Annotated in this window: 27 protein-coding genes; 14 read left to right on the top strand and 13 right to left on the bottom strand. The window is 65.1% G+C overall.

Translation table 11 applies throughout. From position 1 onward, the window contains the following. Nucleotides 1–326: 326 nt before the first annotated feature. Together purD and LB565_RS28815 are read right to left on the bottom strand one after the other, a co-directional pair. Nucleotides 327–1,607, bottom strand: coding sequence for a phosphoribosylamine--glycine ligase (gene purD / locus LB565_RS28820; protein WP_224589465.1), 1,281 nt, complete (start codon nt 1,605–1,607; stop codon nt 327–329). Between the two features lie 191 nt (nt 1,608–1,798). After that, on the bottom strand, nt 1,799–2,593 hold the full coding sequence (locus LB565_RS28815) for a phytanoyl-CoA dioxygenase family protein (RefSeq protein ID WP_224589464.1): 795 nt from the start codon (nt 2,591–2,593) through the stop codon (nt 1,799–1,801). 171 nt (nt 2,594–2,764) lie between these two features. Here LB565_RS28815 and LB565_RS28810 point away from each other — a divergent pair, with 171 nt between their 5' ends. Continuing rightward, complete coding sequence (locus LB565_RS28810; RefSeq protein ID WP_224589463.1) at nt 2,765–3,691, top strand: LysR family transcriptional regulator; 927 nt, start codon at nt 2,765–2,767, stop codon at nt 3,689–3,691. Between the two features lie 51 nt (nt 3,692–3,742). Beyond that, a complete protein-coding gene (gene ubiA / locus LB565_RS28805) occupies nt 3,743–4,726 on the top strand; it encodes a 4-hydroxybenzoate octaprenyltransferase (RefSeq protein WP_224589469.1) in 984 nt (327 codons plus the stop codon). A gap of 200 nt (nt 4,727–4,926) precedes the next feature. Here the strand turns inward: ubiA and LB565_RS28800 are convergent, their stop codons facing one another. From LB565_RS28800 to LB565_RS28790, 3 genes are all read right to left on the bottom strand, one after another. After that, nucleotides 4,927–5,493 (bottom strand): DUF6101 family protein, encoded by a 567-nt coding sequence (locus LB565_RS28800; RefSeq protein ID WP_224515979.1) that lies wholly within the window; start codon nt 5,491–5,493, stop codon nt 4,927–4,929. Between the two features lie 185 nt (nt 5,494–5,678). Next, a complete protein-coding gene (locus LB565_RS28795; RefSeq protein ID WP_224589462.1) occupies nt 5,679–7,112 on the bottom strand; it encodes an FAD-binding oxidoreductase in 1,434 nt (477 codons plus the stop codon). 12 nt (nt 7,113–7,124) lie between these two features. Beyond that, nucleotides 7,125–8,096, bottom strand: coding sequence for an L-threonylcarbamoyladenylate synthase (locus tag LB565_RS28790; protein WP_224589461.1), 972 nt, complete (start codon nt 8,094–8,096; stop codon nt 7,125–7,127). 174 nt (nt 8,097–8,270) lie between these two features. Between LB565_RS28790 and LB565_RS28785 the strand changes: the two genes are divergently transcribed. Then, nucleotides 8,271–8,789, top strand: coding sequence for a hypothetical protein (locus LB565_RS28785; protein WP_224589460.1), 519 nt, complete (start codon nt 8,271–8,273; stop codon nt 8,787–8,789). Nucleotides 8,790–8,831: 42 nt separating this feature from the next. Here the strand turns inward: LB565_RS28785 and glyS are convergent, their stop codons facing one another. Continuing rightward, nucleotides 8,832–11,141, bottom strand: coding sequence for a glycine--tRNA ligase subunit beta (glyS, locus tag LB565_RS28780; RefSeq protein WP_224589459.1), 2,310 nt, complete (start codon nt 11,139–11,141; stop codon nt 8,832–8,834). Nucleotides 11,142–11,393: 252 nt separating this feature from the next. On the opposite strand from glyS, the gene LB565_RS28775 reads away from it, so the two are divergent. Beyond that, nucleotides 11,394–11,576 (top strand): hypothetical protein, encoded by a 183-nt coding sequence (locus LB565_RS28775; protein WP_224589458.1) that lies wholly within the window; start codon nt 11,394–11,396, stop codon nt 11,574–11,576. Here LB565_RS28775 and LB565_RS28770 read toward each other — a convergent pair. Then, nucleotides 11,573–12,496 carry a glycine--tRNA ligase subunit alpha gene (locus LB565_RS28770; protein WP_224589468.1) on the bottom strand — a complete coding sequence of 308 codons (924 nt, stop codon included), beginning with the start codon at nt 12,494–12,496 and terminating at the stop codon, nt 11,573–11,575. The genes LB565_RS28775 and LB565_RS28770 overlap by 4 nt on opposite strands. 191 nt (nt 12,497–12,687) lie before the next feature. On the opposite strand from LB565_RS28770, the gene LB565_RS28765 reads away from it, so the two are divergent. Continuing rightward, a complete protein-coding gene (locus tag LB565_RS28765; protein ID WP_224589457.1) occupies nt 12,688–13,149 on the top strand; it encodes a GNAT family N-acetyltransferase in 462 nt (153 codons plus the stop codon). Between the two features lie 52 nt (nt 13,150–13,201). Here the strand turns inward: LB565_RS28765 and LB565_RS28760 are convergent, their stop codons facing one another. The 5 genes from LB565_RS28760 to LB565_RS28740 form a co-directional block, all read right to left on the bottom strand. Continuing rightward, entirely contained in the window at nt 13,202–14,977 is a 1,776-nt protein-coding gene (locus LB565_RS28760) for a tetratricopeptide repeat protein (RefSeq protein WP_224589456.1), read from the bottom strand. A gap of 204 nt (nt 14,978–15,181) precedes the next feature. Beyond that, on the bottom strand, nt 15,182–15,598 hold the full coding sequence (locus LB565_RS28755) for a DUF1284 domain-containing protein (RefSeq protein WP_224589455.1): 417 nt from the start codon (nt 15,596–15,598) through the stop codon (nt 15,182–15,184). Then, nucleotides 15,595–16,203 carry a biotin transporter BioY gene (locus LB565_RS28750; RefSeq protein WP_224589454.1) on the bottom strand — a complete coding sequence of 203 codons (609 nt, stop codon included), beginning with the start codon at nt 16,201–16,203 and terminating at the stop codon, nt 15,595–15,597. Before LB565_RS28750 ends, LB565_RS28755 begins: the two co-directional genes overlap by 4 nt. Nucleotides 16,204–16,522: 319 nt before the next feature. Further along, nucleotides 16,523–17,188: a GntR family transcriptional regulator gene (locus LB565_RS28745; protein WP_224589453.1), complete on the bottom strand. Its 666-nt coding sequence runs from the start codon at nt 17,186–17,188 to the stop codon at nt 16,523–16,525. Nucleotides 17,189–17,291: 103 nt separating this feature from the next. Then, on the bottom strand, nt 17,292–18,305 hold the full coding sequence (locus LB565_RS28740; protein ID WP_224589467.1) for a polyprenyl synthetase family protein: 1,014 nt from the start codon (nt 18,303–18,305) through the stop codon (nt 17,292–17,294). Between the two features lie 264 nt (nt 18,306–18,569). Between LB565_RS28740 and LB565_RS28735 the strand changes: the two genes are divergently transcribed. From LB565_RS28735 to LB565_RS28705, 7 genes are all read left to right on the top strand, one after another. Then, nucleotides 18,570–18,794, top strand: a complete 225-nt coding sequence (locus tag LB565_RS28735) for a DUF2007 domain-containing protein (RefSeq protein ID WP_027164594.1) — start codon at nt 18,570–18,572, stop codon at nt 18,792–18,794. Continuing rightward, nucleotides 18,794–19,591 (top strand): tRNA1(Val) (adenine(37)-N6)-methyltransferase, encoded by a 798-nt coding sequence (locus LB565_RS28730; protein ID WP_224589452.1) that lies wholly within the window; start codon nt 18,794–18,796, stop codon nt 19,589–19,591. The genes LB565_RS28735 and LB565_RS28730 overlap by 1 nt, the downstream gene beginning before the upstream one ends. 138 nt (nt 19,592–19,729) lie before the next feature. Then, complete coding sequence (locus LB565_RS28725) at nt 19,730–20,587, top strand: S49 family peptidase (protein ID WP_224589451.1); 858 nt, start codon at nt 19,730–19,732, stop codon at nt 20,585–20,587. 83 nt (nt 20,588–20,670) lie between these two features. Continuing rightward, nucleotides 20,671–20,856, top strand: coding sequence for a membrane protein (locus tag LB565_RS28720; RefSeq protein ID WP_027164591.1), 186 nt, complete (start codon nt 20,671–20,673; stop codon nt 20,854–20,856). 25 nt (nt 20,857–20,881) lie between these two features. Continuing rightward, nucleotides 20,882–21,775, top strand: coding sequence for a 4-(cytidine 5'-diphospho)-2-C-methyl-D-erythritol kinase (locus tag LB565_RS28715; protein ID WP_224589466.1), 894 nt, complete (start codon nt 20,882–20,884; stop codon nt 21,773–21,775). After that, nucleotides 21,762–22,319 carry a molybdenum cofactor biosynthesis protein B gene (gene moaB, locus LB565_RS28710; RefSeq protein WP_224589450.1) on the top strand — a complete coding sequence of 186 codons (558 nt, stop codon included), beginning with the start codon at nt 21,762–21,764 and terminating at the stop codon, nt 22,317–22,319. Before LB565_RS28715 ends, moaB begins: the two co-directional genes overlap by 14 nt. A gap of 124 nt (nt 22,320–22,443) precedes the next feature. Then, nucleotides 22,444–22,869 carry a GFA family protein gene (locus LB565_RS28705; protein ID WP_224589449.1) on the top strand — a complete coding sequence of 142 codons (426 nt, stop codon included), beginning with the start codon at nt 22,444–22,446 and terminating at the stop codon, nt 22,867–22,869. Between the two features lie 145 nt (nt 22,870–23,014). Here LB565_RS28705 and LB565_RS28700 read toward each other — a convergent pair whose 3' ends face one another. Beyond that, nucleotides 23,015–23,518, bottom strand: a complete 504-nt coding sequence (locus LB565_RS28700) for a glycosyltransferase (protein ID WP_224589448.1) — start codon at nt 23,516–23,518, stop codon at nt 23,015–23,017. Nucleotides 23,519–23,666: 148 nt separating this feature from the next. Between LB565_RS28700 and LB565_RS28695 the strand changes: the two genes are divergently transcribed. Both LB565_RS28695 and LB565_RS28690 read left to right on the top strand, forming a co-directional pair. Further along, on the top strand, nt 23,667–24,821 hold the full coding sequence (locus LB565_RS28695; protein ID WP_224589447.1) for a PA0069 family radical SAM protein: 1,155 nt from the start codon (nt 23,667–23,669) through the stop codon (nt 24,819–24,821). 194 nt (nt 24,822–25,015) lie between these two features. Next, nucleotides 25,016–25,714 carry a ribonuclease HII gene (locus LB565_RS28690; RefSeq protein WP_224589446.1) on the top strand — a complete coding sequence of 233 codons (699 nt, stop codon included), beginning with the start codon at nt 25,016–25,018 and terminating at the stop codon, nt 25,712–25,714. Nucleotides 25,715–25,934 lie beyond the last annotated feature (220 nt).

Raw genomic sequence — 25,934 nt, 5'->3', positions numbered from 1 at the left:
GTGACTTTGAACAATCACCAGCCTGCCATGACCGCCCTCTCTCAGCGAATTTGCAGAACTCTCAGCACACTACCCCGCGGCGCGTGCCTTGGGATTTACGCCTTTGTCTTATCAGTCGACGATAGGTCCGATCTGCGGGTGGCTCGCCGACGTGGCTTCAGGCGGAGAGTGGCGATCGGAGCTGCCCTATTTTCGGAGAGTACAGCTACGACCCGTTCGACTATCGAAGTGAGGATGAATTTCTTTCGTGGCACATGGCTGAAACCGGTGCGTTGGTTACAAAGTCGTCGTAACCGAAAAATGGCATCTACCAGCGCAGCATCCAATCAGCCGCCGCGCTTCTCGCGCTCGACGGCGCGCCAGCCGATGTCGTGGCGGTAAAAGCCCTGCGGCCAGTCGATTTGGTCGATCGCCGCGTAGGCCTTGGCCTGCGCCTCGCCGACGGTCTTGCCGAGCGCGGTGACGTTGAGCACGCGGCCGCCATTGGCGACCAGCGCGCCGCCATTGATGGCGGTGCCAGCATGGAAGACCTGGACGCCCTCGCCTTCCGCTTCGTCGAGGCCGCGGATGACCGAGCCCTTCTCCGGCGTGCCGGGATAGCCCCGCGCCGCCATCACCACCGTCAACGCCGTCTCGTCGCTCCAGCGGATAGACATATGCGCGAGCTGGCCGTCGACGGCGGCGTTGAGCAGGACGAGCAGATCGTCCTTCAGCCGCATCATCAGCACCTGGCATTCGGGATCGCCGAAACGGGTGTTGTATTCGATCAGCTTGGGGCCCTGGTCGGTAATCATCAGGCCGGCAAAGAGGATGCCGGCGAAAGGCGCGCCGAGATTGGCCATGCCGCGCATGGTCGGCTCGATGATCTCGCGCATGGTGCGTTCGGTCATTTCCGGCGTCATCACCGGCGCCGGCGAATAGGCGCCCATGCCGCCGGTGTTCGGCCCGGTATCGCCGTCGCCGACGCGCTTGTGGTCCTGCGCGGTGCCGAAGGGTAGCGCGGTGGCGCCGTCGCACAGGCAGAAGAAGCTTGCCTCCTCGCCGGTCAGATATTCCTCGACCACGACCTCGGCGCCGGCCGCGCCGAAGGCGCCGTCGAAACAGGCTTCCAGCGCTGCGTTCGCCTCATCGAGCGTCATGGCGATGGTGACGCCCTTGCCGGCGGCGAGCCCGTCGGCCTTGATGACGATCGGCGCCCCGGTCTTCTCGACATAGGCTTTCGCCGAGGCGAGGTCGCTGAGACGGCCATAGGCGGCGGTCGGGATGTTGAACTTGGCGCAAAGGTCCTTGGTGAAGCCCTTCGAGCCTTCGAGCCTTGCCGCGGCTTTTGACGGACCGAAGACGCGGATGCCCCAGGCGCGCAGATCATCGGCGATGCCGGCGACCAGCGGGCCTTCCGGACCGACCACGACCAGATCGATCTTCTTTTCCTGGCAGAAGGCCGCCACAGTGGAATGGTCGGCGACGTCGAGCTTCACCAGTTCGGCGATGCGGCCGATGCCCGGATTGCCGGGCGAGGCGTAGAGCTTCGTCAGCAGCGGCGAGGCGGACATCTTCCAGGCCAGCGCATGTTCGCGGCCACCCGAACCGAGAAGAAGAACGTTCATGGCCACCTCTTGCTGATCGTCTCCCTGAACCCGCTATTGGTCTGCGGGCGACGGGTCAAGGCGTCTTGGCATTTTGGCGGCGATTGCGCACGGGAACGTGGGCCTCATCAAGGCCAATGAGATAGTCCCCGACCTCGACCGGTCGGGAAACGGCTCAAGCTCCGGAGGGGGGCTCAGCCCTGGAAAATGCCTCAGCTCTGGAAAATGACGGGGAACCAGTCCTCGCGCAGTTTCTGGCCGGGCTTCATGTCGTGGCCGGGATAGGGCGGCGAGGTGCGGCCGGGACGCTCGACATAATGCGCGTCGTCGCCGACCCAGCGTAGCGACAGCGCGCGGCGCCGCGCCGCCGTCAGGTTGCCGCGCGCGCCATGCGCCGTGCGGAAGTCAAACAGGATGGCGTCGCCCGGCTCCATCTCCCATTCCAGAACCTTCATCGACGGGTCGTTGTCGGGATCCGGCACCGGCAGGTAGTCGCCCTCGCCAGCGTAGAAATTGGCGTCGTTCAGCCAGCGCACCGGCAGCACCATCTTTTTCCATTTGTGCGAGCCGGCGATCAGCCTGAGCGTCGCTTCCTTCACAGGATCGATCGGAATCCAGAAGCTGACGGTCTGGCTGCCGTCGACGAAGTAATAGGGAATATCCTGGTGCCAGGGCGTCGGCTTCTGCGTGCCGGGCTCCTTGACCAGCACGTGGTCGTGGAAGAATTGGGCGCTGCGCGACTGCATGACCGCGGCCGCGAGCTCGGCGGCCGGCGATTCCCTGACGATCCTGACGAATTCCGGGATGCGCTCCCAGTTGCAGTAATCGTCGAAGAAGCTGCCCTTGCCGCCGGCGATGTCGGAAGCGGTGGCGCTGCGGTTCTGCATATTGCGCTCGATGCCGTCGGCGATCACGTCGACCCAGTCCTTGAAGGCGCCGCGGATGCAGACCGCGCCGTCGCGCTGGTAATCGGCAATCGTCGAAGCATCGATCTTTGGGCTGGCCATGGCGCTCGATCTCTTTGTTTGACGCAATCCGGACGGAAGGCTACGGCGAAGTCGCCGAGCCTGACCGCTTCACGCTTTTCCTGGAATTGCTCGTGGCTCGATGACCGACTATCGCAAGCGCCCGACATCGCGTAAAATAATAACTTGCCATCTGCTTTATAGATTTTTCCTATGAGACTGACCCTCACCCAGTTGCGCTATGTCGTTGCCGTCGCCCGCTATGGCAGCGTGACCGCGGCAGCCCAGGCGCTGAACGTGTCGCAGCCGTCGATCTCGGTGGCGATCGACAATGTCGAGGCCGACCTTGGCCAGAAACTCTTCGTGCGCCAGCGCGGCAGCGGCGTTTCGCTGACATCCTTCGGCCGCAGGGCCGTGGCCAAGGCGAGGCAGGTGCTGGGCGAGGCGGACGAACTGGCGGCGCTCGGTTCGCGCGACGCCGATGTCGGCGGCGAACTGGTGCTCGGCTGCTTCGAGGATCTGGCGCCCTATTTCGCGCCGGCGCTGATGCGCGTCTTCGCCGAGCGCTGCCCGGCTGTCACAATCGTCATCGGCGATGAAACTTTCGAGACGCTGGGGCGGCGCCTGGCCGACAGCGCCGTCGATCTCGGCCTCACCTACGATCTCGGTCTGCCCGGGCATTTCAAGCGCATTCTCCTGCACGAGCTGCGGCCGCACGCGCTTTTGCCGGCCGGCCATGAGCTGGCGGACAAGCACGCCGTCAGCCTGGCCGAGCTCGCTGAGCATCCGCTGGTCACCACCGACCAGCCGCACAGTTGGCAGCACATGTTGGACCTCTTCCTCAGCCGCGGCCTCTCGCCGATCGCCCGGGCGACGACCAGCTCGTTCGAGCTACAGCGGTCCATGGTGGCGAACGGCTTCGGCGTCGCGGTCAGCTATACGAGGCCCTATGGCGACCGCAGCTATGACGGGCTGCCGCTGGTCTGTAAGCCGCTTTCCGATCCGCTGCCGATGCAGCGTATCATCCTGACCCATGACACGCGCCAGCGCCTGTCGAACGCGGCCGCGGCGTTCATCGACGTCGCCAAGGCATGGTTTGCCGGTCACGATGTTTTCACCGCCCAGGTTTTCAGCGCTTGAGCGACAACGCGGCCGCTTGACGGCGCCCCTAGCTGCTGCCACTCCAGCGTGATGGAAACCGTTCAGTCGAAAGCGATCCAGGGCCGCGTCGCCGATGCGCCGAGCGGTCATTGGGTCTATCGGGTGCTGCCGCGCCGGCTGTGGCCCTATGCGCAGCTTGCGCGCTGGGACAGGCCTATCGGCTGGCAGCTGCTGTTGTGGCCCTGCTGGTGGTCGGCGGCACTCGCCGCCGGCGCCTATCCGCGCGCGACCGACCCGCTGCTGACGTTGCTTCCGGCGCCCTGGTATCTGCTGTTGTTCTTCATCGGCGCGGTCGCCATGCGCGGCGCCGGCTGCACCTATAATGACCTCGCGGACGAGGACATCGACAATCAGGTCGAGCGCACGCGCTCGCGGCCGCTGCCCGCCGGCAAGGTGACCCGCCGCCAGGCTTGGGCATTCGTTATCATCCAGGCGCTCATCGGGCTTGCCGTGCTGTTGCAGTTCAACAGCTTCGCCATTCCCCTCGGCATCGCCTCGCTGGCGATCGTCGCCGTCTACCCGTTCATGAAGCGCATTACCAACTGGCCGCAACTCGTGCTTGGGCTAGCCTTCTCCTGGGGCGCGCTGATGGGCTGGGCGGTCGAGTTCGGCGACATCGATGATCCGGCGATCATGCTCTATATCGGTTCGATCCTGTGGGTGATCGGCTACGATACGATCTACGCGCATCAGGACAAGGAAGACGACGCCATCGTCGGCGTGCGCTCGACGGCGCGGCTGTTCGGCGACAACACCAAGACCTGGCTGGCCGGGCTTTATGGCGGCGCGCTGATCTGCTTCGCCATCGCCTTTGCATCCGCCCAGGTGCCGGTGGTGGCGCTGGCCGGGCTGATCGCCGCCGGCGCACATATGGCGCGCCAGATCATCCGGCTCGACATCAACAATCCGGACCAATGCCTGAAACTGTTCAAGTCGAACAACCAGGTCGGCTGGCTGATCTTCCTCGGCCTGATCGGCGGGTCGATCTGGATATGGCTGAAGCCGCTGGTGTAGTCTTCCTTCTCCCCGTTCCACGGGGAGAAGGTGGCGGCAGCCGGATGAGGGGCGGCGCCAGCCTTGCAAGCAAGGCGAAAGGCACAGCGGCGATAGCGCGTGTGTTGGTTCAAATTTGAGGCGGCTAAACGCCTAGGTTCGCGCTGCCCCTCATCGCCCTGCCGGGCACTTCTCCCCGTATAGTGACGGGGAGAAGAAACCTACTCCCTTGCGATAATCTCCTGGCCGTCGATGACCAGCCTCAGCCCCAGATTGCCGGCCTTGCGGCGGGCGAGGAAGCGCGGGCGGCGCATGGTGGAGACGCGACCCTTGCGGCGCTCCTGCGGCGGCAGCGCCTTGATGGCGGCGCCGAGCGATTCTTCCAGCGTGCGGGCGATGCCATCGGCCTCGATCAGCAGCATCGGCAGGCGATAGGCATCGGCCCAGGCGCGCCAGTCGGCGGCGACATCCTCGAGATCGTCGGCGACCAGCAGCGGCACCGACAGCATCGGATCATTGTGCAGGAGCTCGAGCGTCACGGTGACGTTGCCGTCCGGATCCTCCATGGCGCGGGCGGCGACGCCGCGGAACGCATTGGGGGGCAGCGCGATGATCGCCGGCACGCCGCTCATCTCCAGCACACGGCGGATGACGGCGCCGCGCTGGTCGATGGTGAAGGTCACATCGCCATAGTCGTCGCGGGTGGCGTAGCTCACCATCTGCGGCAGGCGAAACGGGTCGAGACGCATGTTGCGCCCGGCCCAGACTGGCTTCAGTCCAGTGTTCATCGATGTCTTCCCTGTTAGTCCTGAGGGCCGTTTTCCGGTTCTCTCAGGGCCGGTTTTTCCGGCCTCGTTATGGGAAGAAATATTAGCGCCCGCGTCTTACCGGCGCGCTTAAGAAAGTCGGTTAAATTTTGCTGATCGGAGCCGATGGTTATCGGAATGCGACCGGCCGCCGGATCCAGGAAGGATCAGATAACCTTACCGGGATTCATGATGCCGGCCGGATCGATGGCCGCCTTCACCCGGCGCATCAGGTCGATCGCCATCGGCGGGGCCGTGGCGATCAGCTCGTCGCGCTTCAATTGGCCGATGCCGTGCTCGGCCGAGATCGAGCCGTGGAAGGAGCGCACCACGTCGTGCACAGCGTGGTTCATAGGGTGGTAAAGATCGAGGAACGGCTCGTCCTGCCAATCCACGGGACGCGAGATGTTGTAGTGCAGATTGCCGTCGCCCATGTGGCCGAAGCAGACGACGCGCGCGCCGGGACAGACCCCCTCCACCACCCGGGCCGCCTTTTCGATGAACTCCGGGATCGAGGCGGTCGGCACCGAAATGTCGTGCTTGATCGAAGCGCCCTCGGGTTTCTGGCATTCGGGAAGCGTCTCGCGGAAATTCCAGAAGGCCTCGCCCTGGGCAAGGCTTGCCGACACCACAGCGTCGCCGACGATACCCTGCTCGAGAGCCTCGGCCAGGATTTCTTCGATCAGCGCCTTGCCGTCCTCTTCGGAGCGGCCGGACGAGATCTGCATCAGCACATACCACGGCCAGTCGTCGGCCAGCGGCCGCGTGATGCCTTGCCCGTGCTTGAGGGTGAAGTCGTAAGGCGTTTTGCCGATCAATTCGAAGGCCGTGAGCGATGCGCCGGCGCGGTCCATCGCCAGGGTGAACAGCGACAGCGCGTCTTTAGGCGACGAAGGCAGGCCGGCAAAGGCGACCTCCCTGCCCTTCGGCTTCGGGAACAGTTTCAGCACTGCGGCGGTGATGATGCCGAGCGTGCCTTCGGCGCCTACGAAGAGGTTCTTCAGATCGTAGCCGGTGTTGTCCTTCTTCAGCTTGCGCAAATCGTCGAACACCTCGCCGGTCGGCAGCACCACTTCGACGCCGAGGCAGAGCTCGCGCGCATTGCCATAGGCAAGCACGCCGGTGCCGCCGGCATTGGAGGAGAGATTGCCGCCGATCTGGCACGACCCTTGCGCGGCGAGCGAGAGCGGAAACAGCCGGTCGGCAGCGTCGGCCGCTTCCTGCAGCGTCTGTAGGATGACGCCGGCCTCGACGGTCACCGTGTTCGACAGGACATCGATCTCTCGGATGCGGTTCAGCCTGGACAGCGAGAGTACGATGTCGCGGCCGGACTTGTCCGGCACCTGGGCGCCGACCAATCCGGTGTTGCCGCTTTGCGGCACGATCGGCGTTCCGGTCTCGGTCGCAAGGCGCATGATACGGCTCACTTCTTCGACGCTGCCGGGCCTGAGCACCAGCGATGTGCGGCCATGCCAAAGACCGCGCCGCTCGGTGATGTAAGGCGCGATGTCGGCTTGGTCGCGCAACGCATATTTGTCGCCGACGATCGCCGCGAAGCGATCGATGACGGCGGGATCGAGATCGAAGGGCTGATCATCCATGACGGCAAGAACCTATGGCGCCCAGGCCTGCTTGTCACGTGGCGCGGCGGCGCGGGCGAGCCGGTCGTTGATCGCCTCGCCCAGCCCCCCGACCGGGATCGGCTCGACGGCGATGGTCGCGGCGCCGACACGGTCGAGCGCCTGCATATAGGCGAAGAGGTTGCTTGCCGCTTCGCGCAGGTCGCCTCTTTCGGATAGGTTGCGCAGCGCAACGGCTCGTTCCCAGCCCTCGGCGCGGTTGCGGCCGAAGGCAAGCAACGCCTCGCCTTCGGCAATTTTTCCGACGTTGAGCCGCATCGCGGCGCCCGGCGCATAATGCGAGGCGAGCATGCCCGGCGCCTCGATGCCGCCGGCGCCGCGCGACAATTTCGCGCCGGCCACCGCCTCGATCTCCTCGGCGCCGATGCCGCCGGGCCTGAGCAGCCGCAACTTGCCGTTCTCGACCTTGAGAATGGTCGATTCCAGGCCGATCGGCGTCGGGCCGCCATCAACGACTAGTCTGATCCTGTCGCCGAGATCGGCGGCGACCGCCTGCGCTGTCGTGCCGCTGATCCTTCCTGAGGAATTGGCGCTGGGGGCGGCGAGCGGCCTACCGAGGCGGCCGATCAGCTCACCGCCGAAGCCACGCGGCATGCGCAACGCGATCGTGTCCAGCCCCGCGGTGACCAGCGGATGGATCCCGTTGCCAGCGCGCTGCGGCAGCACCAGCGTCAGCGGGCCGGGCCAAAAGGCTTCGGCCAGTTTTGCCGACAGCGGATCGAAACCGGCGATACGGTCCGCCATGGCGCGATTTGCGACATGGGCGATCAGCGGATTGAAGCGCGGCCGGCCCTTAACCTCGAAAATACGCGCCACGGCAACGCCGTTGGTGGCGTCGCCCGCCAGGCCATAAACCGTCTCGGTCGGGATGGCGACGACGTCGCCGCCTTCGAGCAGCGCCAATGCCTGCTCCATAGCCTCGCCGATCGCCAGTATCTCAGCCAAATCCGCCACCAGTCCTGAACATGCCGGTCCCGTAATACGGCCGCTTCCATCGGGCAAGTGCGGGCATTGGCGATTTATCAATCCCTAAAATGTTAAGTTTCCATGCAAGCCGGCTTCAATCTGCCGGCCCTAGGGTGCGGGTTCGATGCGGTTGCGGGCTTGGGAGCTGTTGTGATGCGTTTGCTTGGAGCGTTCGGTATCGGCCTTCTGGCGATGAACGGCGCGGCATATGCCTCGTCGATCGTCGTGGTCGCCCCCTCGACCTCGACGCCTTCGGTCATCAGGCTGAATGCGATCGACCCGGCCAAGCTGTCCGCGGCCTCGACCCCCTCGGTGATAGCGCTTGGCGACCCTATGCCAGCCGTCACCGACGAAAAGGTCGCGGCAATTCCCGAGAAGTCCGGGCACCAGCAAGCCCCGATGATCATTCGCGGCGGCATTGTCGGCGGCGCCTTCTCGACGCCCGCGGCGACCGCAGCGGCCAAGCCCGCAGCACCGGCAACCACAACCGCCGCCGCGCCGGCAAACGGCACGTCGCCGGCAACGCCCGCGAACGGCACCGCATCCGCCTCGAACAGCAACAGCAAAACCGCCAGCCAGCCGGCCGCGACAGCCAATGCGTCGGGCGGCGCGCAACACCCGGCGCAGCCGCCAAATGGGCAGCCACTGCCGCGCGTCGGCAAGGCGATGTAGACACTGGATACCGCCTCGATGTGAGACGCGATTTCTGCGCCGTCAGCCGACGATTTTTGAAAAGTCCGCGACCTGATCGGTGGCGGCGCGGATGCGGGCAAGCAGCGCCAGGCGGTTGGCGCGCATGGCCTGGTCCTCATCATTCACGAGAACGCCTTCAAAGAATGAATCAACCGGTTCGCGCAACACGCTAAGCGACAGCATGGCAGCGGAAAAATCTTCGTTTTGAATTGCTTGGCCGGCTTCCTTCTCGGCCTGATTCACCGCGGCATAGAGCTTCTTTTCCGCGCCCTCGCGGAACAGAGCCGGCTCAACGGTTTCGGCGATGAGCGTTTTCTTCTTCTCCTCGGCGGCCAGGATGTTGGCGGCGCGCTTGGTTCCGGCAAGCAGGTTCTTGCCCTCATCGGTGTCGAGCAAGGAGCCCAGCGCCTCGACGCGACGAACGATCTGCAGCAGGTCGTCGGACTGCGACGTGATGACGGCATCGATCAGATCGTACCGCGCGCCCTGGTCGCGGAGGTAGACCTTCAGGCGGTCGTGGAAGAAGGCGAGGAGATCGGACGACTGGTCCGCGTCGCTTTTGAAGTTTGCAAAGGCCCTGGCGAAAACAGACGTCAGCGCCAGACGAATGCGGTTCTCGATGAGGATCCTGACCACGCCAAGCGCGGCTCGCCGCAGCGCGAACGGGTCCTTGCTGCCGGTTGGCTTCTCGTCGATCGCCCAGAAGCCAGTCAGCGTGTCGAGCTTGTCGGCGAGCGCGACGGCAACCGAGACCGGATCGGTCGGCACGCGGTCGGAAGGACCCTGCGGCTTGTAATGCTCCTCGACCGCCGCCGCGACCGAGGGATGCTCGCCCTGCAGCAGCGCATATTTGCGGCCCATGGCGCCTTGCAGTTCAGGAAACTCGCCGACCACCTCGGTTTGCAGGTCCGCCTTGGCTAAGACGGCCGCGCGGGCCACGAGCGAGGTAATCTCCCCCCTTGAGGGGGAGATGTCGCCGAAGGCGACAGAGGGCGTCGCCTCGCGTAGAGCGCCGACGTCGCCTCTCGCCGCAGAAGATGTCGGCGCTTCACGCGCGGCGACCCCCTCTGGCCTGCCGGCCATCTCCCCCTCAAGGGGGGAGATCGACCTCGCCACCACAGCCGCAAGCTCTTCAGCCAGCCGCTTGATCCGCGCGACCCGCGCGCCCTGCGTGCCCAGCTTCGCGTGGAAGGTGACGTTGAGATGATCGAGGCGCGCCATGCGCTGATCGAGCGGCTTCTTCAAATCCAGGCCGAACTTCGCCGCCGATTCCTTCAGCTGGTCGAGGTCGGGCAGATCGCCCTGGTCGGTCTTCCAGAAATAGAGCGCATCGGACAGGCGCGCGCGCACCACCTTGCCGTTGCCATAGGCGATTTCCTTCCCGCCGTCGGTCGCTTCGATGTTGGCGACCAGGACGAAGCGGTTCGACAGGTTTTCGCCCGCGCCCCGCGGCCGGGTCACGAAACACTTCTGGTTGGCGCGAATGGTGAGGCGGATGACCTCACCCGGAATGGTGAGGAAATCCTGCTCGAACTCGCCCATCAGCACGACCGGCCATTCGACCAGGCCGGAAACCTCCTCCAGCAGGCCCTCGTCCTCGACCAGGTCGAGGCCATTGGCGAAGGCGATGTTGCGGGCGTCGGCCAGGATGATCTCCTTGCGCCGGTCGGCGTCGAGCACGACCTTGGCCGCCTCCAACTTCGCCACATAGTCGTCGAAGCGGCGCACGGTGATCGGGCCCGGCGCATGGAAGCGATGACCATAGGTGACGTTGCTGGCGCGGATGCCGTCGATCTCGAAATCGACCACCACCGGCTCCTCGGTCTCCGGGCCGAAAGTGCAGACGATCGATTGCAGCGGCCGCACCCAGCGCAGCGATCCGGGTTTCGCCGAGGCCGGCCCCCAGCGCATCGATTTCGGCCAGGGGAAGCTTTTGATGATGCCCGGCACCAGCTCGGCGATGATTTCTTCGGCCGCCCGGCCCGGCTTCGAAATGTGGGCGACGTAGAAGTCGCCCTTCTTCGGGTCGGAGTGGACATGGGCGTCGGCGATCGATGAAAGGCCGGCCTTGCGCAGGAAGCCCTGCACGGCCTGCTCGGGCGCCGTGGTAGACGGCCCCTTGATCTCCTCGCGGATGTCCTTCGAGCGCGCCGTCAAGCCACGGATGTCGAGGGCCAGCCGGCGCGGCGTCCAATATTCGCGCGCCGCCTCATAAGTCAGGCCTGCCTCGACCAGACCGTCAGTCAGCATCTTCCTGAGGTCGCCGGCAGCCTTGCGCTGCATGCGGGCCGGAATTTCCTCGGAGCGAAGTTCCAAGAGCAGGTCGGGCATAGTTAAGCTCCCCACCCTCGCCTTGATGGGGAGGGTCGGCGCGCAGCGCCGTAACGAATGGGCGGGAAATAGCAACTCGGTCGGCCGCTGTCACCCCGCATGCAGATCGCCTCTTCAAGCGATTTCACGGAATTTTTCGGTCCGCTGTCGGGTTGGCGCCGCCCCACCCGTCCTTGGAGCAGAACTTCCCATGAACCGAACGCTGCGCTGAAGCGACAAACGCTCAGGCAGAGACCTATTGGCTGAACGACGATGAAGACGGCATCGAGAACCCTGCAGATCCTGGCGCTCAGCGCCTGCTTCACCGCCCAGGCGCATGGCACGATCACCATGCCGGGGGTCAGGCAGGCCATGCGCACGATCGACGGCGCATCGGTGCAGATCGTGTTGCCGGCCGGCGCCGCCATTGAGACCGTGAAAGCCGTGTCGGCTTAAGCCGTCGCCAGCCCGCCCGCCCGCGTCTTCAGAAACGCTTCGCCGCAGGCCTTGGCCAGATTGCGCACGCGCAGGATGTAGCTCTGCCGCTCGGTGACCGAGATCACGCCGCGCGCGTCGAGCAGGTTGAAGACATGGCTTGCCTTGATGCACTGGTCGTAGGCCGGGAAGACCATGCGGTGCATTGCCAGATTGTCGCTCGGCTTCGGCGTGCCGGCATCGAGCAGCGCCTTGCACTCGGCCTCGGCGTCCTCGAAGTGTCTCAGCAGCATCGCGGTGTTGGCGAATTCGAAATTGTGGCGCGAATATTCCTGCTCGGCCTGCAGGAAGACATCGCCATAGGTAACTTTCTCGGCGCCCTCACGGCCGTTGAAGTTCAGGTCGTAGACATTGTCGACGCCCTGCACATACATGGCGAGCCGCTCCAGCCCGTAGGTCAGCTCGCCCGCCACCGGCGCGCATTCGATGCCGCAGACCTGCTGGAAATAGGTGAACTGCGAGACCTCCATCCCGTCGCACCAGCACTCCCAGCCAAGCCCCCAGGCGCCCAGCGTCGGGCTTTCCCAGTCGTCCTCGACGAAGCGGATGTCGTGCAGCAGCGGATCGACGCCGATCGCCTCGAGCGAGCCCAAATAGAGCTCCTGCAGATTCGGCGGATTGGGCTTCAGGATCACCTGATACTGGTAATAGTGCTGCAGCCGGTTTGGGTTCTCGCCATAGCGGCCGTCCTTCGGCCGGCGCGAGGGCTGGACGTAAGCGGCGTTCCAGCGCAAGGGGCCGAGCGCGCGCAAGGTGGTTGCCGGATGGAAGGTGCCGGCGCCGACCTCCATGTCGTAGGGCTGCAGGATGAGGCAACCATAGTCCGCCCAGTAATTGTGCAAGGTCAGGATCAGCCCCTGGAAGGAGCGGCTGGGATGCATATGGGCGGGGATATCGATGGTCACGGCGGCCTCGGAAAGCGCAGGATGACGCTTCCCTAGTTGCCGGGCCGCCGAGCGTCAAGGCAGTGGCTCGCGCCCGGCAAGGCGGAAAGCTTTGCGGCGGCTGGCCCATTGCCGTCGAGCGGCGGTCGCCGTCTGCTCCGTTCCACTCCAACGACAGAGGTTTCGCTATGCCCGGTCTACTCACCGTACGACCCGTCACAAGGCAGGATTACGAGCAGTGGCTGCCGCTCTGGGATGGCTACAACGCGTTTTACGGACGCTCCGGCCCGACGGCGCTAGCCGGCGAGATCACGAAGATGACCTGGTCGCGTTTCTTCGATGCCTATGAACCGGTGCATGCGCTGGTGGCCGAGCGCGATGGCAATCTGCTCGGCCTCGTCCACTATCTCTACCATCGCTCGACGACGTCGATCGCGCCGAGCTGCTATCTGCAGGATCTCTTCACCACAGAGGCCGCGCGCGGCCAGGGTGTCGGCCGGGCGCTGATCGAAGGCGTCTATGAGCGCGCCAGGCAAGCGGGCGCGAACCGCGTCTACTGGCTGACGCATGAGACGAACCACTCGGCGATGCAGCTCTACGACAAGGTCGGTGAGAAGTCCGGGTTCGTCGTCTACAGAAAGATGTTCTGAAAATGCGGCGGGGCCCCGAAGGGCCCCGCCAGAAACTCAATGCTGCGAACGCTCAGCCTTTCGGCGCGGGCGCCGGCACCGGCTTCGCCTTGGGGGTTTCCTGCGCGGTGTTGGACTCGATCGGCGGCAGGCCCTTGAGCAACTTCTGCTGCAAGGCGGCGAGCACATCGGGATCAGGCTTCAGGTCGCGCGCCTGGTTCCACTGGTAGGTTGCCTCGAGCTTGCGGCCGACGCGCCAGTAGGCATCGCCGAGATGATCGTTGAGGACCGGATCCTCCGGTTTCAGCGAGACGGCGCGCTCCATCTCGCGCACGGCGTCGTCGAAGCGGCCCATGCGGTAATAGGCCCAGCCCAGCGAATCGACGATGTAGCCGTCGTTCGGCCTCAGATCCACGGCCTTCTGGATCATCGCCAGGCCTTCCTTGAGGTTCATGTTCATGTCGACCCAGGAATAGCCGAGATAGTTCATGACCTGCGGCTGGTCGGGCTGCAGCTCCAGCGCCTTGCGGAAGTTCGGTTCGGCCTTCGGCCATTCCTTCAGCCGCTCATAGGCGATGCCGCGCTGGTAGAAGATGTTCCAGTTGGCGGCGGTCGGCGTCTTCAGCTGCTCGACGGCCTTGTCATAAAGATTGGCGGCCGAGCGGAAATCTTCCTTCGAGCCATAGACGCCGCCAAGCGCCAGATAGGCGCGCATGTCCTCCGGATGCTTGTCGAGATAGGCCTTGAGATGAGCGATGGCCTCGTCATGCTTGTCGAGATCGGCGAGGTTGAGGCCGAGCTGGAGGTCGGAAAGCTCCTTCAGCGGCGAAGACGCCGGGATGCGGCGATAAAGCGCGATGGCGCCCTCGCCGTCCTTGAGCTGCTCGGCGACGGCGGCAAGCTGCACCAGGGCCGCATCGCTGTCCGGCTTCAGCGCCAGCGCATATTGCAGGTAGAGCCGCACGAAGGGCTCGCCGCCGCCGCGGTTAAGCGCGGTGGCAAGATCGAGCAGGATTTCGGACGCGCCGTCGCCCGGGCCGGCGACGAGCGGCTCGATCTTGTCGCCCTTGGCGATACGGTCGCGCAGCGTGGTGATTTCGAGCTTGCCCGGTGCGAAGGCCTCGGCCTGGTTCAACACCGCCAGCGCCTTCGACTTGTCGCCCTTGCGGACGAGGAAGGAGGCATAGGCCTGCGCATTGCGCATCCAGGTTTCGGGCGCGGAGCCGCCGGCCGTGGTGTCGGCAAGCGTGGCGGCGTAGAGTTCATCGGCCTTGTCGTTCAGGCCGGCGGCATCGGCGATCAGCGCGCGGTGGAACGATTTGAACAGACCGAACCAGTCCGGGCCCTTGAGCTTGTCGATGGACTCCATCGCCTCGGACGCGTTGCCGGCGCCCTCCTTGGCCCAGCCGTCCATGACGCCGGAGAGCAACCGGTCGAGGTCGGATTCGAGCGAGAGCTTCAGCCAGTACTGCGCCTTGGCGTAGTCCTTCTTGTGGAAGGAATCGATGGCCAGCGCCAGGCGCGAGAAGCGCTCGACGTCCGGCACTTCCTTCAGCTTGTCGGCATAGACCAGCGATTCCTCGAAGCGGCCTTGCGCGACGAGAGCCAGCATCAGGCTCTGCTGCAGCTCCTTATCGTTCGGCGCAAAGGCCAGCGCCTGCTTGTAATAAGCGATCGCGTCGTCAAGATCGTTATCGCTTTCGGCGATATGAGCCGCGAGATAGGCGCCCGAGAATGACGTGATCTGCAGCGGTTGGGCCTCTTCCTTGGCCTGGACCGGCAGCACCCAAAGCGCCACACCGGTCAAAAATGCCAGCCTCGTCAGCCAGCGCGCACGTCCTTGCCGCATCGTATCCCTTTCAGCCAGACGCGATCCCGCCCTTGGAGGACCGCCCACAGACTCGATCTTTTCCGGTCAAAGCATGGCCTTTTTGGGGTCGGGCTTCAATCCGCAGCGAATCACAATGCAATCATCCGGCTTAAAAAACGATGCCGCGCCAGCGAAAAAATGCCGCGCTGAGGCCGGGATGCCGATATGCCGGCATCGAATTGCCTACAGATAGGTATCGCTGAATCCGCTGGCGGCAACCGCATCGCACAGGCGGGACCATTCGCAGCCGGAGCACGCCTGGCGCGTCAGGCCAGCGGAAAAAGCTTTCCGCATCCCAGCCAGGCTGGGGGCGTCAAGCACGATCTGGTCACCGGCCTGGATCGGCCGGTTGAGGAGAGCCCCCACGTCACGCGCGGCGAGCCGGTCCCGCTCGGCGGCGCTCTCGCGCAGGCAATGCGGTTCCGGTTCGCCGAGCAGCGGGGCGCAGATGTCGTCCGGACCCGAAACGATCATAACCCCCTCCCCCTCGCCCAGCCGCTTCACCACGTTGTCGTAGTTGGCGGTGAAGGCCGGCGAGTAGCCCTTGCCGACATAGGTCAGCAGGCAGAGCAGATGATGGGCGCGGAGCCTGACGGTCATCGCGTCCCGGACAAGCGGTCGCGCTGTTCCGCACGATCGGTGGAAAAGAGCTTCAGCGTCGCCGCGCCCAGTGCCGACTTGAGCAGGCCGCCGACGATGAAGGGCAGGAAGCCGAAGGTGATGGCCTTCTCCGTGCCGATCATGACGGCAAGCCAGGCGGTGCCCAGAACCAGGCAGAGCAGATTGCCGATGAGCATGGCGGCGAAGGCAAGCATGACGCGCTTGCCGTTCCAGCCGCGTTCGGCCAGCCAGCCGACAACGGCGCCGACGACCGGGAAAGCGAAGAGATAGCCGCCGGTCGGGCCGACGAAATGTTGTATCCCGGCCGCTCCGCCCGCCAGCACCGGAAACCCTGCCGCGCCTTCGACCAGCCAGGCGGTAATGGTGAGCGCACCGAAGCGCCAGCCATAAAGCGCGCCGACCAGCATCACGGCGAAGGTCTGCATGGTCACCGGAACCGGCACCATCGGCACCTCGATATAGGACGACAGCGCCAGGAACAGCGAACCAAGGATCACGGCGCCGATCTGCCAGGCGAGCGAACGGCTGTGCAGCCGCAACGGGCTGAAAGAGGGTTTTGGGGTCGAAATGGCTGCGTTGGTCACGGTGTCTTCCCTGGTTCTCGTGAATTATAGATAATTTTTGAACTTCATCTATTATCGAATCCATATTTTGAAAAGAATGGCAAGCGCTGACCTGGAACAGACAACGGATTTCGTCATTCTAGGGCGGAGTAAGGAGCGGGGCGACGCGCGCAGCCCCTAGAACTCAGCCGTTACGCAGGAGCGTTGCAAGGGAGCAGAATTCTGCTCCGCCGCACTCTTCGATCAAGGTAACGGCATGGATCCTCGGGTCTCCGCGTCCGCTTCGCTCCCGCTCCGCCCGTGGATGACGAAGCTGAGAGGCTTCGGCCAACCGCCGAACCTATCCAACGATGGCGAAGGCGTCGCGGGTCTTGCCGGAAGCGGTCTTGACCGGCTTCTGGCCGATCCATTGCACGTGCCGCCCGAGCGTCGCGGCGGCCGATTCGGTGTTGCCTTGCCGAAGCGCGCTCAGGATCGCGCGATGATCCTGGTCGGTGCGGGTTTCCCATTCCGAGCGCCAGGCCGCGAACAGGAAGCGCGCGCTTGCCGTGTGCAGGTCGTCGATGGTGGAGAGCAGGCGCGGCATATTGCAGGGCGCCAGGATCAGCCGGTGGAAGGTGCGATTGGCCTCTTCCCAAGAGCGCACGTCGCGGGATTTGTCGCCGGCCTTGGTCGCCTCCTCTGCCTGATCGAGGATCGACGCCGTCAGATGCGGCGCGGCATGGCGCAGCGCCAGCACTTCGAGCGCCGCGCGCATCTCGGCCACCTCCCTGACCTCGCCGAGATCGAAGGAAGCGACGCGCACGCCGCGGCGCGGCTCGCTGATCGCCAACCCTTGAGCCTCCAGACGCCGGAAGGCCTCGCGCACCGGGACATGGCTGGTGTTGAATTCCTCGGCGACATGGTCCTGGCGCAGCCGCGAACCGGGTTCGATCGCGCCTGAAATGATGCGGTCCGCCAGTTCCTTGCTGATGCGGACGGCGATCGTGTCTTCTGTGCTGGCCATATTTTATAGATAATTTGCCGGACCGCTCCTTGTCGAGACTGCCGGCGCGGGATTCACAGGCGCTCTGCCCGGCGGTTGCAGGGCATGCAGGCAGGCCGAAGGCTCAGTTGACGCGGCTGATGCAGAAATCGATGACGTCGATCAAAGCCGACTTCTGCGGCGTCGCCTCCAGCGGCGCCAGCGCGTCGCGGGCGATCTCGCCGAAATGGCGGGCGCGGCCGATCGTGTCGGCGATGGCGCCGTGGCGGGCCATCAGGCCGATCGCCTTTTCGAGCCCGGCATCGTCGGTGACGTTGTCCTCGATGGCGCGCTTCCAGAAGCTGCGCTCGGCCTTGGTGCCGCGCCGGTAGGCGAGGATCACCGGTAGCGTCACCTTGCCCTCGCGGAAATCGTCGCCGACATTCTTGCCGAGATCCTTGCTCGAGCCTCCATAATCCAGCGCGTCGTCGATGAGCTGGAAGGCAAGGCCGAGATTCATGCCGTAGGAGCGCAGCGCGGCGCGGTCGGTGCGCGAGGCCAGGGCGATCACCGGTCCCACTTCGGCGGCGGCCGAGAACAGCGCCGCGGTCTTGGCCTTGATGACGGCGAAATGCTCATCTTCGGTGGTTTCGAGGTTCTTGGCGGCGGCAAGCTGCATCACCTCGCCCTCGGCGATGATGGAGGCCGCAGCCGACAGGATGTCGAGAGCTTCCAGCGAGCCGACCTCGACCATCATGCGGAAAGCCTGGCCGAGCAGGAAATCGCCGACGAGCACGCTCGCCTGGTTGCCCCAGATCATGCGCGCCGTCTTCTTGCCGCGGCGCAGCGCGCTCTCGTCGACCACGTCGTCATGCAGAAGCGTCGCCGTGTGCATGAATTCGACGGCGGTCGCGAGCTTGACATGGCCTTCGCCGGAATAGCCGAACATCTGCGCGGCGGCGAGCGTGAGCATCGGCCGCAGCCGCTTGCCGCCCGAAGAGATCAGGTGGTTGGCAATCTCCGGGATCATCTCGACGTCAGAGCCGGCCTTGGACAGGATCAACTCGTTGACGCGCCCCATGTCGGCGGCTGTCAGATCGATCAAATCCTTGATGGAAGCGGGTTCCCGCTTGCCTTCGATGTTGAGAACGACACCCACCACGACAACTCCCGTCAATTTGACGCGCACGACGGCCCCTGAAACTCCTCGCGCCGAAACGAGTTCAGGCGACGCGCTTCAAGTCTTTGTTTTGATGCATGTCGTTGTCCCAGAACCGCTGCGCACTTCTGGGCGACATGCACTAGTCCCGCGCCGACTCTAGGGCGGCACAACCGGGCACGGCAAGAGGCGAATTGGCGCGGCTCTGCCGGCGATGTGTCCACCTACGTTTACACGGACGCCACAACCTGCGATTTTCGTTCCATGATCGAGCTTGTCCGCACCAATGACGCCGTCGTGATCTCCTTTGTCGAATCGCTGATGCGCGATGCCGGCATCGCCTGTTTCGTCGCCGACCAGAATATGAGTGTGCTCGACGGTTCGCTCGGCATCCTGCCCCGGCGCGTGATGGTCGATGCCGAGAAGGTCGACGCCGCGCGCCGCATCCTCAAGGATGCCGGCATCGAGAACGAGATCCGCAAAAAGTGATGGCAACCAGCGCCGTCCCCGTCCCGGATACGCCGGCGCACACGGTCGATGCCTTCCATCGCGGGCGCTTCTGGCTGGTGCAGCCGAGCCGGGGCGGTCATCGCGCCGGCATGGACGCCATGACGCTGGCGGCGGCCGTGCCGTCCGGCTTTTCCGGCCGGCTCGCCGATTTCGGCGCGGGCGCCGGCGCGGCCGCCCTTGCGGTGCTGTCGCGCTGCCCAGCGGCGCAGGCCGTGCTGGTCGAGCGCTCGACCGAAATGGCGGGGTTCGCCGCCGCCACACTTTCGCACCCCGGCAATGCGCATCTCGGCGACCGCGCTTCGGTCCTGGCGGCCGACGTGACACTGACCGGTCGGGCGCGGACCGAGGCCGGGCTTGCCGACAACTCCTTCGACTTCGTCATCATGAACCCGCCGTTCAACGCGGCCGAGGATCGCTCGACGCCGGACGTGCTGCGCAGAGAGGCGCATGTTGTGGAGGACGGGCTGTTCGAGCGCTGGATCAGGAGCGCCGCCGCCGTCGTCAGGCCACGGGGCGGGCTGGCCGTCATCGCCCGGCCCGAGCAGCTGGTCGCCATCCTCGACGCGATCGAGGGGCGCTTCGGCGACGCCGAGATGCTGTGCGTGCATCCGCGACCGGACGCAGCGGCAATCCGTATCGTCGTCAGGGCGGCGCTCGGGGCGCGCGGAAAATTGTCGATCCGCCCGCCCCTCACCTTGCACGGACCGTCCGGCAACGCACCGGCGGAGCGAACGGAAATGATCAACAATGGCCTGGCATCGCTGTTCGGCGATTGATCCCGGGCGCGCGATGCGGCATTGCCGTTGGGTGGCGAATTCCTACATGCCAAGCAAGATGATGTCGCGCCTGAGAGACACTGCCAACCTGCCTGATTTCATCCAGCTCCTTCGCATTTGGTCCGGAGACAACATTTCGTGAAACGCCTCTTCAACCGCCTGCTGCCGAAATCCTGGCGTTCGACAGTCGTCACCATTCCGGTCATCCGGCTGCAAGGCGCCATCATGCCGGGCGGCGGCCAGTTCCGGCCGAGCCTGTCGCTCGCCTCGACGGCCGGCGTCATCGAAAAGGCGTTCGGCTTCGACGCGCCGGCGGTCGCCATCTCGATCAACTCGCCCGGCGGCTCGCCGGTGCAGTCGCGCCTGATCTTCAAGCGCATTCGCGACCTTGCGGCGGAGAAGAACAAGAAGGTGCTGGTCTTCGTCGAGGACGTGGCGGCTTCCGGCGGCTACATGATCGCGGTTGCGGGCGACGAGATCTTCGCCGACCCGTCGTCGATCGTCGGCTCGATCGGCGTGGTCTCGGCCTCTTTCGGCTTCCCCGAGCTGTTGAAGAAGATCGGGGTCGAGCGGCGCGTCCACACCGCCGGCCAGAACAAGGCCGTGCTCGATCCGTTCAAGCCCGAGAAGAAGGAGGACGTCGAGCGGCTGAAGGCGCTGCAGCTCGAAGTGCACGAGACCTTCATCGATCTCGTCAAAGAACGGCGCGGCAGCAAGCTCAAGGACGACCCGGACCTGTTCACCGGCTTGTTCTGGACCGCCAAGCGCGGCCTCGAGCTCGGCCTTGTCGATGCGCTGGGCGATATGCGCAGCGTGCTCAAGACCCGTTTCGGCGAAAAGACGCAGCTCAAGCTGATCACCGCGCCGCGCGGTCTGTTCGGCCGTTTCGGCCTGTTCGGCTCGCGTTTCTCAGCGCCCGATATCGCCGCTGCTGCCGCAAACGGCGTCCTCGATGCGGCGGAAGAGCGCGCATTGTGGGCGCGCTTCGGGCTTTGAAAAAGCCATGATTGCGTCTAGCATGGTCGCTTGACCGACCCATTCGGCCGGCCTTGCCGCGAGAACGCGGGAGGAGTTGTGAGATGCCGCAGATCATTTTCTTCGCCGTTGTCGGCGCCGCCGCTTACTTCGGCTACCGCGCTTTCGTGCGCGAGGCCGAACGCGTGACGGCCAAGATCCGGCGCACCGAGAAACAGGCGGCGAACGGCACGATGGGAACGCTGGTCAAGGATCCGAAGACCGGCGAATACCGTCTGGCCAAGGACTGAAGCCATCTCGCCAGCAGCCGACATTCTGGAGCCCGGCACAGAGGTCCGGACGTGGCTTGCGCCGGCCAAGATCAACCTGGCGCTGCATGTCACCGGACAGCGCGCCGACGGCTACCACCTCATCGACAGCCTTGCCGTCTTCACTCGCTTCGGCGACCGGCTCGAGATCGAGCCGGCCGAAGAGGACGAATTTTCCGTGTCTGGCCGTTATGCCGCCGGCCTGCCGCTCGACGACGGCAATCTGGTTGTGAAGGCACGTGACGCCTTGCGGCGGGAGGCTGGCGTGCGATATGCGCCGCCCGTCGCCATTAGACTCGAGAAGAACCTGCCGATCGCGTCCGGCGTCGGCGGCGGCTCGAGCGACGCGGCGGCCGCGCTCAACGGCCTGGCGCGGCTCTGGAAGCTCGATATCGACGATGGTTCGCTGGCCCGGATCGGGCTTTCGCTCGGCGCCGACCTGCCGATGTGCCTGAAGTCGAAGCCGCTGGTCGCGCGCGGCATCGGCGATGAGGTGTCGCCGCTCTCCGCATTTCCGGCGCTCGGCCTGGTGCTGGTCAATCCGGGTGTCGCGGTCTCGACACCGGACGTGTTCAAGGCGCTCTTCAGCCGCGACAACGAGGCGCTGCCGCCGCTGCCGAAGCGCCTCGACTTCCACGCCATCCGCAACTGGCTGGAGGCGACGCGCAACGATCTCGAACCTGCCGCCTGTTCGATCGAACCTGCGATCGGCGAGGCGCTCAAGGCGCTCAGGCGCGCCGACGCCGCGTTCGCGCGCATGTCCGGCTCGGGCGCCACATGCTTCGGCCTGTTCGAGACCGGCAATGTCGCCAAGCGCGCGGCGATCGCGATCCGCGCCCGCCATCCCGACTGGTTCGTCGCCGCGACGCGCAGCATGGAGGTGAGCGATGGCGAAGCTTGACGAAAGCCGGCCCTTCATTGCGGTGCGCATCGCCGTGCTGACCGTCTCCGACACGCGCAGCCTCGCCGACGACAAGTCCGGCCAGACGCTGGCCGACCGCATCGCGGAAGCCGGCCATACGCTTGCCGCGCGCGATATCGTGACCGACGACCGCGACAAGATCCGCGACAAGGTGCTTGGCTGGTCGAAGGACGAAAACATCGACGTCGTCATCACCACCGGCGGCACCGGCTTCACCGGCCGCGACGTGACGCCGGAGGCGCTGGAGCCGATCTTCGAAAAGCGCATGGACGGCTTTTCGGAAGTCTTCCACCGCATCTCCTACGACAAGATCGGCACCTCGACGATCCAGAGCCGGGCGACCGGCGGCGTCGTCAACGCCACCTTCGTCTTCGTGCTGCCGGGCTCGCCCGGCGCCTGCAGGGACGCCTGGGACGGCATCATCAAGGCGCAGCTCGACTACCGGCACATGCCCTGCAACTTCGTCGAGATCATGCCGCGACTGGACGAGCATCTTCGGCGCGGCGGCAAGCCTGCCTCGTAAAGCACAGGCAAAGCGCCCGACCGGCATCCGGTTCGCAGGCGAAATGGCGCTGGCGCCTGCGAGGCGCCATTCCGAAGCCGGCAGCGGCAAAGTACCTTGTGCCGCGAACAAGGGACAATCCGCCATGACCGTTCACAGCGGCGGCTGCCATTGCGGCAATGTCCGCCTCGCTTTCTCCACCGCGCTGGATGCGGCCGCGCTGGAAATCCGCGCCTGCCAATGCTCGTTCTGCACCCGGCATGGCTCGCGCGCGGCCGCGGATCCGAACGGCAGGCTGGCCATATCGGTCGAAGATGGAGCAAAGCTGCAGGCCTACCGCTTCGGCTTGCGCACCGCCGACTATCTCCTCTGCCGAGACTGCGGCGTCTATGTCGCGGCAATCGCCGGCGAGGGTGACGGCGCCAGGGCGATTGTCATTGTCAACGCGCTCGACGAGCGCGCGTTGTTCTCGCGCGAGCCTGTCGCTGTCTGGTTCGACACCGAGACCCGCGAGCAGCGTCTGGCCAGGCGCCGCAGCGCCTGGATGCCGGTCGAGGTCAAGGGGATTTGACGGGCAGGCCCAAGCTTAGCGCAATGACCTACCAGCAGAGCGAGGGATGGCGCTGTCCTGGGCAAAATCGCTGGAAACGTCGGCGCCGCCCCTCATCCGCCTGCCGGCACCTTCTTCCCGTAACACAGGGAGAAGGAAGGAAAACTCACTTTGGCGGCGCTACCCAGATTTCGGCGTTCAATCGTCTGGTCGCCAGGCCGCGCGCCAAAGCTTCGGCGCTGCGCGCGCTCTTCGCCAAAGCCGCGGCCTGGCGCTTGCTGATGACAAGTCCCTCGGCCAGCGCGCGGTTGCCCGAAAAGACGCGGGCCAGGAAAGGCGCGCGATCGGCGCGGGCGCGCGAGAAGCGCGCCGCCATGGTCTGTTTTGCCGTGTGCGCGACGACTTCGTCGATCCAGCCTTCGGCAAGCCGGGCGCCCGGCTCCAGAAGCAGCAGCCAATCGCCCTTGGCCTGGCCGATGCCCACGGCGATCCCGCCGGTCACATAATGACAGCCGGCATGCTCGGCCACCCGGTGCGTCTGGTCGACGGAACCTTGATCGCAGACGATCACATCGCGCACCACGCCTTCGACCGCACCGCCGACCAGCGAGGCGAGCGTACGGGCAAGGCCCTCTTCGTCGTTCTTGGTTTCGATGAGAACGCTGAGCATTTTAGCCGAATAGCGGAAAGTGTGGCGATGCGCCAGTTGCGCGCTTCGAGCGAAAAAGTTCTTGCTTTGTTCTCATCGGCAAAATAGGAATAGTTTCATGAATAGAGCGATTCGACAGCCTGCCGACAGTCCCTGGGAGAGGGCGAAAATGGAACAGATCGTGCGCGCCGACATTGCCGCCTTCGGAGCAGGAAGAGCCGAAATGGCAAATGCTATGATCGAGCAGAGCGGCATGCGCGTGCGGCCCGACCGCAATCGAGGCCGCTCGGCCGGCATCAACCCGTCGGGCCGGTTCGAGCCGGTCAGCCGTCATGTCTTCGACGACGGCTGGAACTCGCTGGAGGAACTGCCGCCGTTCAAGACGGAAGTGCAGGTCGAAAAGCCGCGCACGATCATCACGCGCAACGAGTCGCCCGACATTTCCTTCGACCGCTCGATCAATCCCTATCGCGGCTGCGAGCATGGCTGCGTCTACTGCTTCGCCAGACCGACGCATGCCTTCATGGGCCTGTCGCCGGGGCTCGATTTCGAATCGAAGCTGTTCGCCAAGCCGGACGCGGCGCGCATGCTGGACAGGGAATTGTCGAAGCCGGGCTATCAGCCGCGCACCATCGCCATCGGCACTAACACCGATCCCTACCAGCCGATCGAGAAACAATACCGGATCATGCGCGAGATCCTGGAAGTGCTGGAGGCGCGCGGCCATCCGGTCGGCATTGTGACGAAGTCGGCGCTGGTGACGCGCGACATCGACATCCTGTCGCGCATGGCCGAGCGCGGCCTTGCCAAGGTGGCGCTGTCGGTGACGACGATGGACCGGATGCTGGCCAGAACCATGGAGCCGCGCGCGTCGACGCCGACGAAGCGGCTGGAGGCGATCAGGCAGCTTTCGGACGCCGGCATTCCGGCATCGGTCATGGTGGCGCCGATCATCCCCGGTCTCACCGATCCGGGGATGGAGCGCATCCTCGATTCGGCCAGAGCCGCAGGCGCCAGGGAGGCCGGCTACGTCATCCTGCGCCTGCCGCTCGAGGTGGCGCCGATCTTCAAGGACTGGCTGTTGCGGCATTATCCGGACCGCTACCGGCATGTGATGTCGCTGATCCGCTCGATGCGCGACGGCAAGGATTACGATTCCGAATGGGGCAAGCGCATGAAGGGCGCCGGCCCCTATGCCTGGCAGATCGGCCGGCGCTTCGAGATCGCCGCCAAGCGGCTCGGCCTCAATGTCGAGCGGCGGCAGCTCCGCACCGACCAATTCGTCGCAGGCTCAGGCGCCGGCGAACAGCTGATGCTGCTTTGACGCCAGCACCGGCCATGACGGGCCGGCGCTAAGCACTTCCAGGCAAAGTGATTTTCCGTCTGGAACTGCCATTTGTTTCGAAATTCCGTCCGGCCCTTGTCCCCGGCCGTGAGACGGTGCCTTCCCGGTCCGACGCCCCATCCGACCCGGAAGGACTTGCGGAGAATCGGAGCCGATGCGAACCTCGCCGCACCATGGCTCGCGCGCGTTCCGATTCTCCGCTTCTCTTTGAAATGGTCGAGAAGCCCGACTTCTCGATCGAGACGAAGGCGATGGCGGACGGGCTGTGGCCGGTTGCCGGCATGGACGAGGCAGGCCGCGGTCCGCTCGCGGGTCCGGTGGTGGCTGCGGCGGTGGTGCTCAACCCCGCCAATATTCCGGAAGGCCTCGACGATTCCAAACGCCTCACCCATTTGCAGCGCGAGGCGCTGTTCCTCAAGATTCTCGGCTCTGCGCTCAGCATCTCGATGGCCTCGATCAGCGCCGAAGGCATCGACAACAGCAACATTCTGAAAGCAAGCCTGGAAGCGATGCGCCGCGCCGCCGCGGGACTCTCGCTGCAGCCGAAACTCGCCTTGGCCGATGGCCGCGACGTTCCGCCTGGTCTCGCCTGCGAAGGCCGGGCGCTCATCAAGGGCGACCAGCGCTCGCAATCGATCGCCGCCGCCTCGATCGTCGCCAAGGTGATGCGCGACCGCATGATGTGCGGCTGCGGTGGGCACCATGAACATTACGGCTTCGAGGTGCATATGGGCTATGCGACGGTCCGGCACCGCACCGCCATCGAGGCGCACGGCCCGGTGGCAAGGCTGCACCGGGCCTCGTTCGCGCCGTTCCGGTTGGGTGGGGCTGAGATAACGGAAGAGGAAGAGAGCTTCGCCGGGTTGGAATAATCTCCCCCTCGAGGGGGGAGATGGCCGGCAGGCAGAGGGGGTCATCGCGCGTGAAGCGCCGACCTCCTTCCGCGACGGCAAGTGAGGTCGGCGCTCTACGTGAGACGACCCCCTCTGTCGCCTTCGGCGACATCTCCCCCTCGAGGGCATAGGCGCTAAGATAGGGTATTGCGGCGCGGAATCGGTTGTGATTCTACGCTGGGGATGAGACACGAATCGC

Source organism: Mesorhizobium sp. CA14, assembly GCF_020165195.1.
Lineage (GTDB): Bacteria > Pseudomonadota > Alphaproteobacteria > Rhizobiales > Rhizobiaceae > Mesorhizobium.
Note: the sequence above shows the minus strand (reverse complement) of the source record. Positions and strands in the feature narration are given on the sequence as shown.

What these genes read in the sequence shown, in the direction of transcription:
- purD (WP_224589465.1), bottom strand. Translation starts at nt 1,607, where the DNA reads ATGAACGTTCTTCTTCTCGGTTCGGGTGGCCGCGAACATGCGCTGGCC.
- LB565_RS28815 (WP_224589464.1), bottom strand. Translation starts at nt 2,593, where the DNA reads ATGGCCAGCCCAAAGATCGATGCTTCGACGATTGCCGATTACCAGCGC.
- LB565_RS28810 (WP_224589463.1), top strand. Translation starts at nt 2,765, where the DNA reads ATGAGACTGACCCTCACCCAGTTGCGCTATGTCGTTGCCGTCGCCCGC.
- ubiA (WP_224589469.1), top strand. Translation starts at nt 3,743, where the DNA reads ATGGAAACCGTTCAGTCGAAAGCGATCCAGGGCCGCGTCGCCGATGCG.
- LB565_RS28800 (WP_224515979.1), bottom strand. Translation starts at nt 5,493, where the DNA reads ATGAACACTGGACTGAAGCCAGTCTGGGCCGGGCGCAACATGCGTCTC.
- LB565_RS28795 (WP_224589462.1), bottom strand. Translation starts at nt 7,112, where the DNA reads ATGGATGATCAGCCCTTCGATCTCGATCCCGCCGTCATCGATCGCTTC.
- LB565_RS28785 (WP_224589460.1), top strand. Translation starts at nt 8,271, where the DNA reads ATGCGTTTGCTTGGAGCGTTCGGTATCGGCCTTCTGGCGATGAACGGC.
- glyS (WP_224589459.1), bottom strand. Translation starts at nt 11,141, where the DNA reads ATGCCCGACCTGCTCTTGGAACTTCGCTCCGAGGAAATTCCGGCCCGC.
- LB565_RS28775 (WP_224589458.1), top strand. Translation starts at nt 11,394, where the DNA reads ATGAAGACGGCATCGAGAACCCTGCAGATCCTGGCGCTCAGCGCCTGC.
- LB565_RS28770 (WP_224589468.1), bottom strand. Translation starts at nt 12,496, where the DNA reads ATGCATCCCAGCCGCTCCTTCCAGGGGCTGATCCTGACCTTGCACAAT.
- LB565_RS28765 (WP_224589457.1), top strand. Translation starts at nt 12,688, where the DNA reads ATGCCCGGTCTACTCACCGTACGACCCGTCACAAGGCAGGATTACGAG.
- LB565_RS28760 (WP_224589456.1), bottom strand. Translation starts at nt 14,977, where the DNA reads ATGCGGCAAGGACGTGCGCGCTGGCTGACGAGGCTGGCATTTTTGACC.
- LB565_RS28755 (WP_224589455.1), bottom strand. Translation starts at nt 15,598, where the DNA reads ATGACCGTCAGGCTCCGCGCCCATCATCTGCTCTGCCTGCTGACCTAT.
- LB565_RS28745 (WP_224589453.1), bottom strand. Translation starts at nt 17,188, where the DNA reads ATGGCCAGCACAGAAGACACGATCGCCGTCCGCATCAGCAAGGAACTG.
- LB565_RS28735 (WP_027164594.1), top strand. Translation starts at nt 18,570, where the DNA reads ATGATCGAGCTTGTCCGCACCAATGACGCCGTCGTGATCTCCTTTGTC.
- LB565_RS28730 (WP_224589452.1), top strand. Translation starts at nt 18,794, where the DNA reads ATGGCAACCAGCGCCGTCCCCGTCCCGGATACGCCGGCGCACACGGTC.
- LB565_RS28720 (WP_027164591.1), top strand. Translation starts at nt 20,671, where the DNA reads ATGCCGCAGATCATTTTCTTCGCCGTTGTCGGCGCCGCCGCTTACTTC.
- moaB (WP_224589450.1), top strand. Translation starts at nt 21,762, where the DNA reads ATGGCGAAGCTTGACGAAAGCCGGCCCTTCATTGCGGTGCGCATCGCC.
- LB565_RS28705 (WP_224589449.1), top strand. Translation starts at nt 22,444, where the DNA reads ATGACCGTTCACAGCGGCGGCTGCCATTGCGGCAATGTCCGCCTCGCT.
- LB565_RS28700 (WP_224589448.1), bottom strand. Translation starts at nt 23,518, where the DNA reads ATGCTCAGCGTTCTCATCGAAACCAAGAACGACGAAGAGGGCCTTGCC.
- LB565_RS28695 (WP_224589447.1), top strand. Translation starts at nt 23,667, where the DNA reads ATGGAACAGATCGTGCGCGCCGACATTGCCGCCTTCGGAGCAGGAAGA.
- LB565_RS28690 (WP_224589446.1), top strand. Translation starts at nt 25,016, where the DNA reads ATGGCTCGCGCGCGTTCCGATTCTCCGCTTCTCTTTGAAATGGTCGAG.